Raw genomic sequence first — 17,160 nt, 5'->3', positions numbered from 1 at the left:
GGTAGGTAACCGGACAAGACGGCTCTATCATTGGCCTGCTCCGCTCCCCGAAGAAATGCTCCCTGCCTGTCATGCCCTCCCTCCGTGCCCTCCGCACGCGCGTGTCCCACCGGCACGGGCTCGTCCCCCTGACCGCGACCGGCGCGTCCTTGGTCGCCGCGCTGGCCGTGAGCCTCGCGCCGCTGCCCGATGCCGTCCGCCCCGCCGCTGCCCGGGACGGTGTGGCGCGCGCCGCGGTGGCCACACCGCAGTCCGACGGGCCGAACGTCGTCCTGGTCACCACCGACGACCAGACGCTCGAGGAGCTGCGCTGGATGCCCCGGACCCGCCGGCTGCTCGGCGCGCAGGGCGTGACGTTCTCCGAGGCGATCTCCCCGCACCCGCTGTGCTGCCCAGCGCGCGCCGAGATCCTCACCGGCCAGTTCGCGCAGAACAACGGCGTGCGCCACAACCGCGGCCGGTACGGCGGCTTCAAGCGGCTGGACACCGGGAGCACCCTGGCGACGTGGCTGCACGACGCGGGCTACCGGACCGCCTTCGTCGGCAAGTTCCTCAACGGCTACAGCCCGAAGGTCACCGTGCCCGGGTGGGACGTGTGGAACCCCGTGGTCCAGGGCGTCTACCGCTACTACGGCTACAAGATGTGGGAGGACGGCGACCCGCACCGCTACCGCCACGTGCACAGCGCGGACCTGGTCGGCCGGCGGACCGTCGACTACGTCGAGGAGCTCTCCGGCGACCGGCCGTTCTTCATCTGGTCCTCGCACATCGCGCCGCACTCCACGAAGGAGCGCGACGCCGGCACGTGGATGCCGCCGGAGCCCGCCGTACGCCACGCGGGGCTGTTCCCCGGGGTCGAGGCGGCCTCGGTGGCCTCGCCGTCGTTCAACGAGCGGGACGTCAGCGACAAGCCCGTCGCGATCGCCCGGCTCGCGCCACAGGACCCCGCGGCGATGAGCGAGGCCTACCGGCAGCGGATCCGCGCGCTCCAGTCCGTCGACGAGGCGGTCGGCGACACGGTGCGTGCGCTGCGCGAGGCCGGGGAGCTCGAGGACACGCTGCTCCTGTTCACCTCCGACAACGGCTACCTGCTGGGCGAGCACCGGTTCGCGGGCAAGGACGTGCCCTACGAGGAGGCCATGCGGGTCCCGCTGCTCGTGCGCGGGCCGGGGGTCCCGCACGGCGCCGTACGCCCGCAGACGGTGACCACGGTGGACCTCGCGCCCACGATCACGGAGTACGCCGGCGTCACGCCCGGGCTCGAGGTGGACGGCCGCGGGCTGCGCGGGACGATCGAGGACGCGCGCGGAGCGGGCTGGGACACCGTCCTGATCCAGGCCGGCACGGCGGACCGGGACGAGCTGGCCTACGGCTGGCACTACCGGGGCGTGCGCACCGACCGGTACACCTACGTCAGCTACCCGACCGAGCCGTTCGCCGAGCTGTACGACCGGCGCCGCGACCCGTCCGAGCTGACGAACGTCGCCGACGAGCCGGACTACGCCGCGGTCCGTACCGAGCTCGAGCGCCGGATGACGGCGCTGGTGGGCTGCACCGGGACGGAGTGCCGGGTGGACTTCGGGCCGGTGCCGAAGCCCGGCCGCTGAGCCGCCCGCGGGTCACCCGCACCGCGCCGCCCGGTCGACCCGGGCGGCGCGGCGGGGGTCAGGACAGCTTCTCGATGATCAGCTCGCGCACGCGGCCGGCGTCGGCCTGCCCGCGCATCTCCTTCATCACCGCGCCGATCAGCGCACCGGCCGCGGCGACCTTGCCGTCGCGGATCTTGTCCGCCACGTCGGGGTTCGCCTCGATGGCGCGGTCCACCGCCGCGGACAGCGCCCCCTCGTCGGAGACCACGGCCAGGCCGCGGGCGGCGACGACCTCGTCGGGGGTGCCCTCCCCGGCGAGCACGCCGTCGAAGACCTGACGGGCCAGCTTGTCGTTGATCTTGCCCTCGTCGACGAGCGCCTGGACCCGGGCCACGTCGGCCGGGGTGACCGGCAGGTCGGCGAGGTCGACACCCTGCTCGTTGGCGCGGCGGGCCATGTCGGAGAGCCACCACTTGCGCGCCGCCGCCGGCGAGGCACCCGCGGCGATGGTCTGCTCCACGAGCAGCAGCGCGCCGGCGCCCACGGTGTCGCGCATCTCGAGGTCGCTGAAGCCCCACTCGGCCTGGAGCCGGGCGCGGTGCTCGCGCGGCGGCTCGGGCAGCGACCCGCGCAGCTCCTCGACCCACTCCCGGGACGGGGCGATCGGGACCAGGTCGGGCTCCGGGAAGTAGCGGTAGTCCTCGGCGTCGGACTTCTCACGGCCCGACGTGGTGACGCCGGTGTCCTCGTGCCAGTGCCGGGTCTCCTGGACGACGGTGCCGCCGTCCTCGAGCAGCGCCCCCTGGCGGCCGATCTCGTAGCGCACCGAGCGCTCCACCGACCGCAGCGAGTTGACGTTCTTGGTCTCGGTGCGGGTGCCGAACGCCTCCTGGCCGACCGGGCGCAGCGAGAGGTTCACGTCGCAGCGCAGCGAGCCCTGCTCCATCCGGACGTCGGACACACCGAGCCCCAGCAGCAGCTCGCGCAGCTGGGCGACGTACGCCTTGGCCACCAGCGGGGCCTTCGCCCCGGTGCCGACGATGGGCTTGGTGACGATCTCGATCAGCGGGATGCCGGCGCGGTTGTAGTCGACCAGCGAGTAGTCGGCGCCGTGGATCCGGCCGGAGGTGCCCACGTGCAGCGACTTACCGGTGTCCTCCTCCATGTGCGCGCGCTCGATGTCGACGCGGAAGGTCTCCCCGTCCACCTCGACCTCGGTCCAGCCGTCGAAGGCGATCGGCTCGTCGTACTGCGAGGTCTGGAAGTTCTTCGGCATGTCCGGATAGAAGTAGTTCTTCCGCGCGAAGCGGCACCACTCGGCGATCTGGCAGTTGAGCGCGAGGCCGATGCGCATCGCGGACTCGACGGCCTTCTCGTTGACCACCGGCATCGCGCCGGGCAGGCCGAGGCAGACCGGGCAGACCTGGGTGTTCGGCTCCGCGCCGAACTCGGTCGGGCAGCCGCAGAACATCTTGGAGGCGGTGTTCAGCTCGACGTGGACCTCGAGGCCCATCACCGGGTCGAACTTCTCGAGGGCCTCGTCGAACGACATCAGCCGGGTCGTGGTGCTCGTGCTCATGCCGAGACCTCCTTCAGCTCGGGAGCCTGGGCGAGCAGCGGCCCGCCCCACCTCGTGGTCAGCAGCGTCTCGAGCGCGGCGCCGACCCGGTAGAGCCGGTCGTCGGCGAGCGCCGGGGCGAGGATCTGGAAGCCGGCCGGGAGGCCGTCCTCGTCGGCGAGACCGCTGGGCAGCGAGATGCCCGGGACGCCCGCAAGGTTGGCCGGGATGGTGGCGATGTCGTTGAGGTACATCGCCACCGGGTCGTCGAGCTTCTCCCCGATCCGGAACGCCGTGGTCGGCGCGGTCGGCGAGACCAGCACGTCGGCCTGCTCGAACGCGGCGGCGAAGTCGCGGCTGATCAGCGTCCGCACCTTCTGCGCCTGCCCGTAGTAGGCGTCGTAGTAGCCGCTCGACAGCGCGTAGGTGCCGAGGATGATCCGGCGCTTGACCTCGTCCCCGAAGCCGGCGTCGCGGGTGGCCCGCATGACCTCCTCGGCGCTCGGGTTCTCCACCCCGTCGGGCAGCACCCGCAGGCCGTAGCGCATCGCGTCGAACTTGGCGAGGTTCGAGGACGCCTCGCTCGGCATGATCAGGTAGTACGCCGCAAGCGCGTGCACGAAGCTCGGGCAGGACACCTCGACCACCTCGGCGCCGGCCTCGACGAGCAGCTGGACCGCCTCGTCGAAGCGGGCGCGGACGCCGGCCTGGTAGCCGTCGCCGCCGAGCTCCTTGATGACCCCGACCCGGACGCCGGACATGTCGCCGGAGGCGCCCTGGCGGGCGGCGGCCACGAGGGCCGGCAGCGGCTGGTCGATGGACGTCGAGTCCTGCGGGTCGTACCCGCCGATCACCTCGTGCAGCAGCGCGGAGTCGAGCACCGTGCGGGTGACCGGGCCCGCCTGGTCCAGGGAGTTGGCCATCGCGACCAGGCCGAAGCGGGAGACCCCGCCGAAGGTCGGCTTCACGCCGACGGTGCCGGTGACCGCGCCGGGCTGGCGGATCGAGCCGCCGGTGTCGGTGCCGATGGCCAGCGGCGCCTCGAACGCGGCGACCGCCGCGGCGGACCCGCCGCCGGAGCCGCCGGGGATCCGGTCGAGGTCCCACGGGTTGTGCGTGGGTCCGTAGGCGGAGTGCTCGGTGGAGGAGCCCATCGCGAACTCGTCCATGTTGGTCTTGCCGAGGATCGGCAGGCCGGCCTCCCGCAGCCGCGCGACGACGGTGGCGTCGTACGGCGGCACCCAGCCCTCGAGGATCTTCGAGCCGCACGTGGTCGGCAGGCCCTTGATGGTCAGCACGTCCTTGACCGCGACCGGGACGCCGTCGAGGGCGGACCGGACGGAGCCGGCGGCGCGCCGCTCGTCGGCCTCGCGCGCGGCGGCCAGGGCACCCTCGGCGTCGACGTGGAGGAACGCGTGCACATCGCCGTCGACGGCGGCGATCCGGTCCAGGTAGGCCGAGGTGATCTCCACCGAGGTGGTCTCGCCGGCGGCCAGGGCGTCCGCGAGCTCGGCGGCGGTACGGCGGGTGAGGTCGCTGCTCATGCCTCCTCCCCCAGGATCCGGGGGACGCTGAACCGCTGCTGCTCGACCTCGGGCGCGCCCGCGAGCGCCTCCTCGGCGGTGAGGCCGGGCCGGACCACGTCCGCGCGGAAGACGTTGGTCAGCGGCAGGGCGTGCGATGTGGGCGGGACGTCGTCCGCGGCGACCTCGTTGATCGACTTCACGGAGTCGAGGATCACCGCGAGCTGCGGTGCGAGGTGGTCGAGCTCGGCGTCGCTGAGGTCGATCCGCGCGAGGTCGGCGAGGTGCGCCACCTCTTCACGGGTGATGTCGGGCATGGGACTGCTCGCTCCCAGGTTCGGATGCATGGCTCGGAAGCCTTCATCCTATGGGGCCGCGAGCCGTGCGCCGGACGCCGGTCCCGGGCGCCGGACCGGCCCGCCGGACGGGTGCCCGGCGGGCCGCTCAGGCGTAGTGTGGGCGGACGACCGGTCTCCGGACGAGGGACACGGCGATCCCGCTCTGGGCCGGTGTGCCAGTATCGTGAGGAATGCCCCGCTCCGTATCGGAAGGAAACGTCCGGTGAGCTCGACCGCCCGCGAAACGGCCGACGACCTGCTGGCTCCGGTGGAGTCCACGGACGTCGAGGCCCGCCTGCGCCAGAGCTCGCGCCGCGCCATGTTCCTGGCCCAGGCCGCCCGCCGCGTCGGCGGCTCGATGCACGCCGAGCGCGCGGTGGACCTGGTGCTGGAGCTCCTCGTCCCCGAGGCCGTCGACTGGGCGCAGCTGGTCGTCCTCGAGGGCGGTGTCCTCAACTGCCACGCGCTCCTCCGCGGCCACGACGTGCAGCGCGCCTCCGTGCCTGCCCCGCGCGCCGGCACGTCGACGCTGGGCCGGGTGATGGCCCGTGGGCTGACCGACCTCTCCCTGGTGTCGATGGGCAGCGAGGACGACGTGGACGGCGCGCTCGCCTCCGCGGTCCCCGCCCCCGAGCTGCGGCAGTCCCTCGCCGGGATCCGTCCGATCGACCTGCTGGTCATCCCCCTCGCGGCCCGAGGACGCAGCTTCGGTGCGCTCACCCTGGCCCGGCACGCGGGCAGCGGCTTCGACCAGGAGGCGGTGAGCTTCCTGGAGGAGCTCGCCGGCAGCGTGGCGGTGACCCTCGACGCGACCCGCACCCTGGCCGACTCCCGGCGGGTGGCCGGCGTGCTCAGCCGCGACCTCGCCCCGCCGAACCTTCCGACGATGCCGGGCGCCCAGCTCGCGGCGTACTACCGGGTCGCCTTCGAGCACGAGGCGCTCGGCGGCGACTTCTACGACATCCACGGCGGCGAGGACGACTGGACCGCGGTGGTCGGCGACGTCTGCGGCAAGGGCGTCGAGGCCGCGGTGCTGACCGGCCGCGTGCGCCAGGCGGTCCGCACGGCCGCACTGGTCGACCGCAGCCCGGCGAGCATCCTGCGGCTGGTGAACAACGTGATGGTCGCCGAGGGCGACGGCACCTTCGTCACCGCCGTGTGCGCGCGGGTCCGCCGCGCCGGCGACGACCTCCGGCTCGACGTGGCCGCGGCCGGCCACCCCGAGCCCTACGTGCTCCGCACGACCGGCGAGCTCGAGCGGGTCAGCGCCGGCGGCACCGTGCTCGGCCTGTTCGACGACACCGAGTACGCCGACGTCAGCGTCCCGCTGTACGCCGGGGACACCGTGCTGTTCTTCACCGACGGCGTCCTCGAGGCGCCCGGGTTCGAGGAGCGGTTCGGCGAGGACCGGCTCCACCAGGTCCTCCAGAGCGGGCCCCGCAACGACGTCACCGCGGTCGTCGAGACCGTGGCGATGGCCCTCTCCGACCACCTCGGCGACCGCGCGCACGACGACATCGCGATCCTCGGGGTGCAGAACTCGGCGCCCACCCCGTGAACGCCGGCGTCGGCGAGCGGTCCTCGGCCGACTACCTCGACGCGCTCTCCCGGGGCGACCGGCGCGCGGCCCAGGCCGTCGTCGAGCGGCTGCGCCGCGAGGGGATGAGCCCGCTCGACGTGATGACGCAGGTGATCGCGCCCGCCCAGTACCGGGTCGGCGAGCTCTGGGCCGACGACTCGTGGAGCGTCGCGCAGGAGCACGCCGCCACCGCGGTCAGCGAGTCCGTCCTCGCCGTGCTCACCGCGGACACCGAGGCGCCCGGCCTCTCCGGTGCGCCCGTGGTGGTGTCCTGCGTCGAGCAGGAGTGGCACGCGCTGCCCGCGGGGCTCGTGGCCGCGCACCTGCGCGCAGCGGGGATCCCGGTGAGCTACCTCGGCGCCAACTCCTCGGCCGACCAGCTGGTCCGGCACGTGCACGAGCTCGGCCCCCGCGCGGTCGCGCTGTCCTGCTCGCTGGGCGCCTCGCTTCCCCGGGTCCGCCGCCAGATCGAGGCCGTGCGCGCCACCGGCACGCCGGTGATCGTGGGCGGCTCGGCGTTCGACCCCGCCGGCCGCCGGGCCGCGACGCTCGGCGCCACCGCCTACGCCGCCACCGGAGCGCTCGCGGTTCCGGCGGTGCAGGGCCTCCCCCGCGCCGTACCGCCCGCGGACCCGCTGGTGCACCCCGGCGCCGACGAGGCGGTCATCGTGCAGGCCGAGCGGGAGGCCATCGCGGCGAACATCCGTCGCCGGGTCTTCGCCGCCCACCCCTCCGACGACCCCGTCGCGGAGACCTCGGGGTGGCGCAAGGCCCTCACCGACCACCTGCCGCACCTCGTGGGCGCGGTCGCCGGGGCGCTGGTCGCCGACGACGCGACCGTCCTCGACGACGCGGTCACCTGGCTCGACCACGTGCTGAGCCACCGTGCCGCCCCGTCCGGGCTCACCGACGAGCTGGTCCAGGCCCTCGCCGCGGAGCTGCGCGAGCACCCCGTCGCCGCCCGGCTGCTCACCCGCGCCTGAACTCGCGACCCAGCCGGCGACCGCCTCGCAGGGACCCCTACGCGGTCAGCGGGATGCCGGGCCCTGCGGAGCCTTGCGCAGCACATGGTGGGTCGGGGTGCCGCCCGCGTCGGTGAACCCCGGTCCTAGGCCTCGTCGACCTGGGCGACCTTGCGGGCCTGGTCCGGGCCCTCGGCGAGCAGCAGCCGGAAGCCGTCCTCGTCGAGGACCGGCACCTCCAGCGAGACCGCCTTGTCGTACTTCGAACCCGGTGCGTCGCCGACCACCACGAAGTCGGTCTTCTTCGACACCGAGGACGCCGCCTTGCCGCCGCGGACGATGATCGCCTCCTTGGCCTGGTCGCGGCTGTAGCCGGTCAGCGACCCGGTCACGACGATGCTCATCCCCTCCAGGGTGCGCGGAGTGGACTCGTCGACCTCGTCCTCCATGGTCACGCCGGCCTCGCGCCACTTGTCGACGATCGCGCGATGCCAGTCGACCTCGAACCACGCCTTGACCGCCTCGGCGATCGTCATGCCGACCCCCTCGGCGTTGGCGAGCTCCTCGAGCGTGGCCTCCCGGAGCCGGTCGAGAGACTGGAACTCGGTGGCCAGCGCCCGCGCCGCGGTGGGGCCGACGTGCCGGATGGAGAGCCCGACGAGCACCCGCCACAGCGGCCGGGTGCGGGCCTCCTCGAGGTTCGCGAGCAGCCGCGCCCCGTTGGCCGACAGGACCGGGGCGTCGCCCTCGCCCTTCTTCGGGGCGCGGGTGAACATCGGCACCTCGAGCAGGTCGTCCTCGGTGAGCCGGAAGACGTCGCCCTCGTCCTCGACGACGCCGGCGTCGAGCAGGGCGACCGCGGCCTCGTAGCCGAGCACCTCGATGTCGAAGGCGCCCCGGCCGGCCACGTGGAAGAGCCGCTCGCGCAGCTGCGCGGGGCAGGAGCGGGTGTTGGGGCAGCGGATGTCGGCGTCGCCCTCCTTCTGCGGCGCCAGCTTCGTGCCGCACTCGGGACAGTGCGTCGGCATCACGAACTCGGTCTCGCCGCCGTCGCGCAGATCGACCACCGGCCCGACGATCTCGGGGATCACGTCGCCGGCCTTGCGGAGCACCACGGTGTCGCCGATCAGCACGCCCTTGCGCTTGACCTCGGAGGCGTTGTGCAGCGTGGCCATCTCCACCGTCGAGCCGGAGACCTTCACCGGGGCCATCACGCCGTACGGCGTCACCCGGCCGGTCCGGCCCACGTTGACCCGGATGTCGAGGAGCTTGGTGTTGACCTCCTCCGGGGGGTACTTGTAGGCGATCGCCCAGCGGGGGGCGCGGGACGTGGAGCCGAGCCGGCGCTGGAGCGACACCTGGTCGACCTTGACCACGACCCCGTCGATCTCGTGCTCCACGTCGTGCCGGTGCTCGCCGTAGTAGGCGATGAACTCGTCGACGGCGGCCAGGTCCGGGAGAACCTTGGCCCGCTCGCTGACCGGGAGGCCCCAGGCGGACAGCGCGGCGTACGACTCGGACTGACGGGTCGGCTCGAAGCCCTCGCGCAGGCCGAGGCCGTGGCAGACCAGGGCGAGCGGGCGGGTCGCGGTCACCCGGGGGTCCTTCTGCCGCAGCGAGCCGGCGGCTGCGTTGCGCGGGTTGGCGAACGGGCCACGGCCGGTGTCGACCATCGTCTCGTTGAGCTTCTCGAACGCCTCGACGGGCAGGAAGACCTCACCGCGCACCTCGACCCGGGCGGGGACCGGGTAGTCGCCGGTGCCGCTGAGCCGGTCCGGGACGTTGTCGATCGTGCGCACGTTGGGGGTGACGTCCTCGCCGGTGCGCCCGTCGCCGCGGGTGGCGCCACGGACCAGGCGGCCGTTCTCGTAGAGCAGGTTGACCGCGAGACCGTCGACCTTGAGCTCGCAGAGGAACTCCGCGCCGTCCGCCCCCTCCCGGACCAGCCGGGCCGCCCACGACTGCAGCTCCTCGGCGGAGAAGGCGTTGTCCAGGCTCATCATCGGCTCGAGGTGGTCCACCGGGGTGAACACGGTGGAGACCGCGCCGCCGACCTTCTGCGTCGGGGAGTCGGGCGTGCGCAGGTCGGGGAACTCCGCCTCGAGCTCCTCCAGCCGGGCCATCAGCGCGTCGAACTCCGCGTCGGAGATCGTCGGTGCGTCCTTCACGTAGTAGCGCCAGCGGGCGTCCTCGACCTGCTCGGAGATCTCCCGGTGCTCCTCGCGCGCCTCGGGGGGCGCCTCGGCGACCGGCGCGGGCGCGCCGTCCGGGTGCTCGGGCAGCTCAGGGATGTCCGTCATGGGGCCTATCTTGCCCTGCCCCGCCGACACCTCGGAGCCGTCCCTTCCCATCCGCGCGGGGCCTGGCGACGAAGCACCCGGGAACGCCCTTTGGCGCCGCTTGAGAGGATCGGAGCATGGTCGTGGGAGAAGGAACGCAGCCGCAGGTCACCCGGCACGACGTCGCCGGGACGCCGGACGGCGTCGTGCTGATGCTGCACGGCGGCACCGCGAACAGCCTGGACCCCGTCGACGACCGGAGCGCCTCCTGGCGCCGCTCGCGCTGGATGATGGGCCAGATCGCCGGCCGGCTGCACGAGGCCGGGGTGGGGGTCTGGCTGCTGCGCTACCAGCAGCGTGGCTGGAACGCCGGGGTCGCCTCTCCCCCGTCGCCGGTCCCCGACGCCCGGTGGGCGCTCGACGAGGTCCGGCGCGAGCTCGGCGAGCTGCCCGTCGTACTCCTCGGCCACTCGATGGGAGCGCGGACCGCGGTCGCGGTCGCCGACCACCCGCTGGTCCAGGGCGTGGTGGCGCTCGCCCCGTGGCTGCCCGCCGACGAGCCGGTCGCCCCGCTGGCCGGCAAGCACCTCGCCGCAGCGCACGGCCGCTCGGACAAGATCACCTCGTCCCGCCAGACGCGGGCCTTCGTACGCCGGGCGGAGACGGTCGCCTCGTCGGCGGAGTTCACCGACATGGGCCGCGCGGGGCACTACATGTTCCGCCGCGTGGCCCGGTGGAACGACTACGCCTCGAGCCGCTCGCTGGCCTTCCTCACCGACGCCCGCGCCGCGCGTCGCGACTGACCGCTCAGTCCTCGGAGACCAGCGACTGCCAGCCGGTGCCGTCGACCTGCTCGAAGATCAGCGTGGTCTCGGAGTGCGCGACGGCAGGGTGGGTGGCCAGGTAGCTCAGCACGAAGTCGCGCAGCTCGTCGGCGTCCCGGGCCACCACGTGCAGCAGGTAGTCGTCGGCGCCGGCGGTGTGGAACATCGACAGCACCCCCGGCCAGGTCGGGGCCGCCGCCCGGAAGCTGTCCACCTCCGCGCGGGAGTGCTGGCCCAGCCGGACCGCGATCAGCGCCTGCAGGGAGATCCCGACCGCGGCCAGGTCGACGTCGGCCCGGTAGCCGCGGACCAGGCCGCTCGCCCGCAGGTTCCGCAGCCGCAGCGACACCGTGGACTCCGCGACACCGAGCGCCGTGGCCAGCGCGGCCCCCGACGCCCGGGCGTCCGTGGCCAGCGCCCGGAGCAGCGCCCGGTCCACGCGGTCCAGGACCGGTTTCTTCGAGGGCACGCCCCTCACCCGCCTCTCGCTCGCAGATATTGCGAGCATAGACCCGTTCTACGCAGGCTGGCCCGGGATGCTTGGCAGCGGGCGCAGAAGGTGCTGCCCTGAGCCCATGACCCACCGCTTCCGCCACCTCGAGACCACCGCCGTGCACGCCGGGATGGACGGCCTCACCGCCTCCGGGTCGCACGTGCCCCCGATCGACCTTTCGACCACGAACCCGCTCCCCACGGTCGAGTCCGGCGGTGACGCCTACGAGCACCTCGCGCTCGGCGGCTCGCTGGAGCCGGGGCAGTCGGCGGTCTACCAGCGCCTGTGGCAGCCCGGCGTGGCCCGGTTCGAGTCGGCGCTCGCAGAGCTGGAGCGGACCACGCACGCGGTGGCGTTCGCGTCGGGGATGGCCGCGCTGAGCGCCTGCCTGATCGCGAGCACCCAGCGCGGCCGGCCGCACGTCGTCGCGCTCCGCCCGCTGTACGGCGGCTCCGACCACGTCCTCGCGACCGGGCTGCTCGGGACCACAGTGACCTGGTGCGAGGACCAGGACGAGGTCGCGGCCGCCGTACGCCCCGACACCGGGCTCGTCGTGGTGGAGACGCCGGCGAACCCGTCCTGTGACCTGGTCGACCTCGAGGCCGTGGTGGCCTCCGCGGCCGGCGTCCCGGTGCTCGTCGACAACACCTTCGCCACCCCCGTCCTGCAGCAGCCCGCCCGGCACGGGGCGGTGCTGGTGCTGCACAGCGCGACCAAGTTCCTGGGCGGCCACGGCGACGTGGTGGGGGGCGTGGTGGCCTGTGACGAGGACTGGGCCGCCTCCCTGCGCCAGGTGCGCGCGCTGACCGGCGGGATCCTGCACCCGTTCGCCGCGTACCTGCTCCACCGCGGTCTGCGCACGCTGCCGCTGCGGGTCCGCGCGCAGCAGGCGACGGCGGCCGAGCTGGCCCAGCGCCTCGGCGCGCACGCGGCGGTCTCCCGAGTGCTCTACCCGGGGCTACCGGGGCACGACCCGCGCGGCGTGCTCGGACGGCAGCTGGCCGGCGGCGGGTCGCTCCTCGCCCTGGAGCTGGCCGGCGGGTACACCGCGGCGGCGCGGTTCGTGGAGTCGTGCGAGCTGGCCACCCACGCGGTCTCGCTCGGCGGGGTGGACACGCTGGTGCAGCACCCCGCGTCGCTGACCCACCGGCCGGTCGCGCCCGAGGCGCGGCCGGGCGCCGGGCTGGTGCGGGTGTCGGTCGGGCTCGAGCACGTCGACGACCTCACCGTCGACCTGCTCCAGGCGCTCGACGCCGCGCTCACGCCGTCGACAGGTTCCGCGCCACTCGCTCGCTGAGCGCGAGGGCCCGCCTCGCCCAGGCCGCACCGGCCCCGGCGAGACCGCAGGACGGCGTCACCACAAGGTCCCCGGCCGTCTGCGGGTCGAGCCCGAGCATGTCGAGCACGCGGAGCACCCGCTCGGTGACCGCGTCGTCGTTCGGCGGGGTCACCGGGTCGGTCGCGGGGACCACGCCGAGCATCACGGCGTGCCCCTTCTCCAGCGCGCCGGCCAGGGCGTCGTACGCGCCGACCCGGAGCACGTCGAGGTCCACCGACACGCCCTGCGCGCCGGCGCCGAGCAGCAGGTCGACCGGCGCGTCGGCGGCGCAGCAGTGCGCCACCGGGGGGGCCCCGGCCTCCCGGACCGCCGCGAACACCCACTCCAGTGCCTGCGAGGCCTCCGGCGGGTGCACCGTGCGGTGCCGGTGCAGCCCGGACGCGGTCGGGACGCCACCGGCCAGCACGGCCGGCAGCGCGGGCTCGTCGACCTGGACGAGCAGGTCAGCGCCCGGCACCCGGCGGCGGAGGTCGGCGACGTGGTCGCGGAGCCCCTCGGCCAGCGCCTGGGCCAGCTCGCGGCGGGCGCCGTGGTCGGCGAGGACACGGTCCCCCTTCGGCCGCTCGACGGTCGCGGCCAGTGTCCACGGGCCGGCGACCTGCGCCTTGAGCCGTCCGGTGAACCCCTGCGCCTGCTCCTCGAGCAGGTCGAGGTCCTGCGCCAGGAGGGAGCGGGCGCGACGGTGGTCCACCCCGGGGGCGTCGGTGAGCCGCCAGCCGGCGGGCTGGAGGTCGGCGCCGAGCTCGGCGACCACCGCGAGCGCGCGACCGGTCATCGAGGCCGGGGCACCCCGTCCGGGAAGCTCGGGGAGGAACGGGAGGTCCGGAGTCTCCCCGAGCGCGAGGCGCAGGGCCTCGGCGTACGCCGTCGCGTCCTCGCCGGGCATCGACCCGATGCCGGTGGCCACGACCGTCATGCGTCGGCCCGCTGCCGGCGCACGGCCGCGGTGATGGTGGCCGACCCGACCACCCGCGTCCCCTCGTAGACCACCACGGCCTGGCCGGGCGCGATACCGCGCGCCGGCTCGAGCAGCTCGACGGTCACGTCGTCGCCGGAGACCGTCACCACCGCCCGGTGCTCCTCGCCGTGCGCGCGCAGCTGCACCGTGCCGTGCAGCGGCTCGGCCGGGACGGTGCCGCACCAGCGTGGCTTGAACGCGGTGACGTGGTCCACGGTCAGCTCCTCCCGCGGCCCGACCGTGACCGTCCCGGAGACCGGCTCGATGTCGAGCACGTAGCGCGGCCGGCCGTCCGGCGCGGGGCGGCCGATGCGCAGGCCCTTGCGCTGCCCGATGGTGAACCCGAAGGTCCCCTCGTGGCTGCCGAGCACCTCGCCGGTGGCGTGGTCGACGATCTCCCCGGAGCCGGCGCCGAGCTTCTCGCGCAGCCAGCCGGCGGTGTCGCCGTCGGAGATGAAGCAGATGTCGTGGCTGTCGGGCTTGTTCGCCACGGACAGGCCGCGCCGGTCGGCCTCCTCGCGGACCTCAGGCTTCCGGGAGTCGCCGAGCGGGAAGAGCGAGTGCGCGAGCTGCTCCTGGGTGAGCACGCCGAGCACGTAGGACTGGTCCTTGCCCATGTCGACCGCGCGGTGCATCTCGATCAGGCCGTCGTCCCCGGTGACGAGCCGGGCGTAGTGGCCGGTGGCGACCGCGTCGAAGCCGAGCGCCACGGCCCGCTCGAGGACGGCGGCGAACTTGATCTTCTCGTTGCACCGCAGGCACGGGTTGGGGGTGCGCCCCTCGGCGTACTCCGCCATGAAGTCCTCGACCACGTCCTCGTGGAAGCGGTCGCTCATGTCCCAGACGTAGAACGGGATGCCGATCACGTCGGCGGCGCGGCGGGCGTCGCCGGCGTCCTCGATCGTGCAGCAGCCGCGCGACCCGGTCCGGTAGGACTTCGGGTTGCGCGAGAGGGCGAGGTGGATGCCGGTGACGTCGTGGCCCATCTCCGCGGCGCGCGCGGCGGCCACGGCGGAGTCGACGCCGCCGGACATGGCGGCAAGGACGCGCATCGGCTCAGACCGCCAGCTTCGCGACGCCGAAGCCGGACGCGATGCCGGCGGCCCGGGCGCGCTCGACGACCGGGCCGATCGCCTCGACCAGGGCGTCGACGTCGGCCTGGGTGGTGGTGTGCCCGAGCGAGAAGCGCAGCGCGCTGCGGGCGCTCACGTCGTCGGCGCCCATGGCGAGCAGCACGTGGGAGGCCTGCGGGACGCCGGCCGAGCACGCCGAGCCGGTCGAGCACTCGATGCCGCGCGCGTCGAGCAGCATCAGCAGCGAGTCGCCCTCGCAGCCGGGGAACTGGATGTGCGCGTTGCCGGGCAGCCGGTGCGCGAGCGTGCAGTTCTTGTCGCCGTTGACCACGGCGTCCGGGACCTCCTCGAGGACCCGGCGGAGCAGGTCGTCGCGCAGCGCGGCGACCCGGGCGGCGTGCTCGGGCTGCCGGGCGACCGACAGCTCGACGGCGGCGGCGAAGCCGGCGATCGCCGGGGCGTCGATGGTGCCGGAGCGGACGTCGCGCTCCTGGCCGCCTCCGTGCAGCAGCGGCACGAGCTCGAGCTCCCGTCGTACGACGAGCGCCCCCACGCCGAACGGGCCGCCCACCTTGTGCGCGGTCAGGGTCAGCGCGTCCGCGCCGCTGGCGGCGAAGTCAACGGGCACCTGCCCCACGGCCTGCACCGCGTCGGTGTGCACCGGGATCCCGTGCGCGTGGGCGATCTCGACGACATCGGCGAGCGGCTGGACCGTGCCGACCTCGTTGTTGGCCCACATCACCGAGACCAGGGCGACCGACCCGGGGTCGCGCTCGACGGTCTCCCGGAGCGCGGTCACGTCGAGCCGGCCGCAGCGGTTGACCGGGAGCAGCTCCACGTCGGCGCCCTGCTCGCCCAGCCAGTGCAGCGGGTCGAGCACGGCGTGGTGCTCGACGGCGGTGGACAGGATCCGGGTGCGGCGCGGGTCGGCGGCGCGTCTGGCCCAGTACAGGCCCTTGAGCGCGAGGTTGTCCGACTCGGTCCCGCCGGAGGTGAACACGACCTCGCTGGGGCGGGCCCCGAGGGCGCGCGCGATGGTCTCGCGCGACTCCTCGACCACCCGGCGCGCGGACCGCCCCGAGGCGTGCAGGGACGACGGGTTGCCGAGCCGGGTCATCTGCGCGGTCACCGCGGCGACCGCCTCGGCGTACATCGGCGTCGAGGCGGCATGGTCCAGGTAGACCGGGCGCTGGTGCGTGTCGGGGTCGTTCATCGCGTCTCCCAGGGTACGACGTACCCCGATGCGGCCCTCAATCGCGGGCGGGCCGCCGTGTCACGCCAGCCACGCACCGGCCCGCATCACCCGCAGCGGCATCAGCGCGTCGTCGACGACGAGCAGGTCGGCGCGGAGCCCGGGCCGCAGCTCCCCCACCTCGTCGTCCACGCCGAGCGCGCGGGCGGGGGTGCGTGACGCCGCGGTCACCGCGTCCGCCAGGCCGGTCCCGGTCTCGCGGACGGTGCGGCGTACGACGTCGAGCAGGTTCGCCGTACCGCCGGCCAGCGCCTGCCGGGCCCACGCCCCCTCGTGGTCCCGGTCGCCGTCGCCCTCCTCGGCCTCGTCGTGCACGCGGGCGACGCCGCCGGCGACCCGGACGGTGCGCGGGCCCAGGGCGTAGTTGCCGTCGGGCATGCCCGCAGCGGGCATCGCGTCGGTCACCAGGGCGATCCGGTCCGGCCCGAGCAGGTCGAAGACCAGCCGGACCGTGTCGTCATCGAGGTGCACCCCGTCGGCGACGAGCTCGACCCTGGCCTCGTCGCGGGCGGCGGCGGAGAGCGCGCCGGCGACCGGTCCGGAGTCGCGGTGGTGCAGCGACGGCATCCCGTTGAACAGGTGGGTGACCAGGCCGCGGGGCTGCGCGGCGAGGGTCCGGCGGACCAGGTCGGCGTCGGCCGCGGTGTGCCCGACCGCCGCGACCACCCCGCGCCCCACCAGCAGGTCCACGACGTCCTCGGCCCCGGGCAGCTCGGGAGCGAGCGTCATCACCCGGACGTGCCCCCGGCCGGCGTCGAGGAGCTCGCGGGTCAGCCCGGGGTCGGGCCGGCGCAGGAGTCCCGGGTCCTGGGCGCCGCAGTGGCCGCTGGCCAGGAACGGCCCTTCGACGAGTACGGCGGCGACGAGGCCCCGGTCCGCGGCACGGGCCGCCGCGGCCACGGCGGCGAGCATCCGCTCCGGCTCGTCGGTGACCACACCGGCCACCACCGAGGTCGTCCCCCGCCCGAGGTGGTGCCGGGCCGCCCCCGCGACCTGCTCGTCGTCGCCGGCGGTGAAGGCGAACCCGCCGCCGCCGTGGCAGTGCAGGTCGACCAGGCCCGGCAGCACGGTTCCCTGCGGCTCGGCCGGGACCGGCAGGGCGGGGTGAGCGGCGGCGAGGTCGGCGGCGACCTCTTCGGCCGGGCCGACCGCGACGACCCTGTCCCCGGCGAGGACGACCAGCCCGTCGGCGTACACCCGTCCGGGTGTGACCAGGCGCCCCCGGACCACCTGGTCGGGTGCGGGTCCTTCCGGCTGTGCGCGCACGGTGCCAGGGTAGCGACGGCGTGCCCCCGCGGCGGCTCTGTTGCGGTGGCCTCGGGAGGCTGCCCGAGCGAGCCGGATAATTCGGTTGCGGGCTGCTCGGCGGTGACGCCAGACTCCTGCCCATCAT

At 74.5% G+C, this 17,160-nt stretch carries 14 protein-coding genes; 5 read left to right on the top strand and 9 right to left on the bottom strand.

The features are described from left to right. Positions 1-71 precede the first annotated feature (71 nt). Positions 72-1,607, top strand: a complete 1,536-nt coding sequence (locus tag K1X13_RS12785) for a sulfatase family protein (protein WP_221025415.1) — start codon at positions 72-74, stop codon at positions 1,605-1,607. A gap of 58 nt (positions 1,608-1,665) precedes the next feature. Here K1X13_RS12785 and gatB read toward each other — a convergent pair whose 3' ends face one another. The 3 genes from gatB to gatC are packed head-to-tail and all read right to left on the bottom strand — an operon-like array spanning position 1,666 to position 4,987. Beyond that, positions 1,666-3,168, bottom strand: coding sequence for an Asp-tRNA(Asn)/Glu-tRNA(Gln) amidotransferase subunit GatB (gatB, locus tag K1X13_RS12780; RefSeq protein ID WP_221025414.1), 1,503 nt, complete (start codon positions 3,166-3,168; stop codon positions 1,666-1,668). Further along, positions 3,165-4,691 (bottom strand): Asp-tRNA(Asn)/Glu-tRNA(Gln) amidotransferase subunit GatA, encoded by a 1,527-nt coding sequence (gatA, locus tag K1X13_RS12775; RefSeq protein ID WP_221025413.1) that lies wholly within the window; start codon positions 4,689-4,691, stop codon positions 3,165-3,167. Before gatA ends, gatB begins: the two co-directional genes overlap by 4 nt. After that, positions 4,688-4,987: an Asp-tRNA(Asn)/Glu-tRNA(Gln) amidotransferase subunit GatC gene (gene gatC / locus K1X13_RS12770; protein WP_221025412.1), complete on the bottom strand. Its 300-nt coding sequence runs from the start codon at positions 4,985-4,987 to the stop codon at positions 4,688-4,690. Before gatC ends, gatA begins: the two co-directional genes overlap by 4 nt. Before the next feature lie 244 nt (positions 4,988-5,231). Between gatC and K1X13_RS19705 the strand changes: the two genes are divergently transcribed. After that, a complete protein-coding gene (locus tag K1X13_RS19705) occupies positions 5,232-6,566 on the top strand; it encodes a PP2C family protein-serine/threonine phosphatase (RefSeq protein ID WP_221025411.1) in 1,335 nt (444 codons plus the stop codon). Continuing rightward, the gene (locus tag K1X13_RS12760; protein ID WP_221025410.1) at positions 6,563-7,570 is read left to right on the top strand and encodes a cobalamin B12-binding domain-containing protein; all 1,008 of its coding nucleotides are present in this window, start codon (positions 6,563-6,565) and stop codon (positions 7,568-7,570) included. Before K1X13_RS19705 ends, K1X13_RS12760 begins: the two co-directional genes overlap by 4 nt. A 125-nt stretch (positions 7,571-7,695) precedes the next feature. Here K1X13_RS12760 and ligA read toward each other — a convergent pair whose 3' ends face one another. After that, positions 7,696-9,849: an NAD-dependent DNA ligase LigA gene (gene ligA, locus K1X13_RS12755; RefSeq protein WP_221025409.1), complete on the bottom strand. Its 2,154-nt coding sequence runs from the start codon at positions 9,847-9,849 to the stop codon at positions 7,696-7,698. A 116-nt stretch (positions 9,850-9,965) separates the two neighbouring features. Between ligA and K1X13_RS12750 the strand changes: the two genes are divergently transcribed. Further along, a complete protein-coding gene (locus tag K1X13_RS12750; protein ID WP_221025408.1) occupies positions 9,966-10,631 on the top strand; it encodes an alpha/beta hydrolase in 666 nt (221 codons plus the stop codon). 4 nt (positions 10,632-10,635) lie between these two features. Here K1X13_RS12750 and K1X13_RS12745 read toward each other — a convergent pair whose 3' ends face one another. Then, a complete protein-coding gene (locus K1X13_RS12745; RefSeq protein ID WP_308249540.1) occupies positions 10,636-11,121 on the bottom strand; it encodes an Lrp/AsnC family transcriptional regulator in 486 nt (161 codons plus the stop codon). Between the two features lie 106 nt (positions 11,122-11,227). Here K1X13_RS12745 and K1X13_RS12740 point away from each other — a divergent pair, with 106 nt between their 5' ends. Continuing rightward, positions 11,228-12,442: a trans-sulfuration enzyme family protein gene (locus tag K1X13_RS12740; protein WP_221025406.1), complete on the top strand. Its 1,215-nt coding sequence runs from the start codon at positions 11,228-11,230 to the stop codon at positions 12,440-12,442. Here K1X13_RS12740 and K1X13_RS12735 read toward each other — a convergent pair. From K1X13_RS12735 to K1X13_RS12720, 4 genes are read right to left on the bottom strand one after another with little or no spacing between them, the layout of a single operon-like run. Beyond that, positions 12,405-13,400, bottom strand: coding sequence for a uroporphyrinogen decarboxylase/cobalamine-independent methonine synthase family protein (locus tag K1X13_RS12735; RefSeq protein ID WP_221025405.1), 996 nt, complete (start codon positions 13,398-13,400; stop codon positions 12,405-12,407). The two genes, K1X13_RS12740 and K1X13_RS12735, sit on opposite strands and share 38 nt — an antisense overlap. Continuing rightward, complete coding sequence (gene mnmA / locus K1X13_RS12730) at positions 13,397-14,494, bottom strand: tRNA 2-thiouridine(34) synthase MnmA (RefSeq protein WP_221025404.1); 1,098 nt, start codon at positions 14,492-14,494, stop codon at positions 13,397-13,399. The genes K1X13_RS12735 and mnmA overlap by 4 nt, the downstream gene beginning before the upstream one ends. A 4-nt stretch (positions 14,495-14,498) precedes the next feature. Beyond that, positions 14,499-15,728: a cysteine desulfurase family protein gene (locus K1X13_RS12725; RefSeq protein WP_221025403.1), complete on the bottom strand. Its 1,230-nt coding sequence runs from the start codon at positions 15,726-15,728 to the stop codon at positions 14,499-14,501. Positions 15,729-15,788: 60 nt separating this feature from the next. After that, a complete protein-coding gene (locus K1X13_RS12720) occupies positions 15,789-17,033 on the bottom strand; it encodes an N-acetylglucosamine-6-phosphate deacetylase (RefSeq protein WP_221025402.1) in 1,245 nt (414 codons plus the stop codon). Positions 17,034-17,160: the final 127 nt, after the last annotated feature.

The organism is Nocardioides jiangsuensis, from assembly GCF_019679455.1.
GTDB classification, from domain to species: Bacteria; Actinomycetota; Actinomycetes; order Propionibacteriales; family Nocardioidaceae; genus Nocardioides_C; species Nocardioides_C jiangsuensis.
Note: the sequence above shows the minus strand (reverse complement) of the source record. Positions and strands in the feature narration are given on the sequence as shown.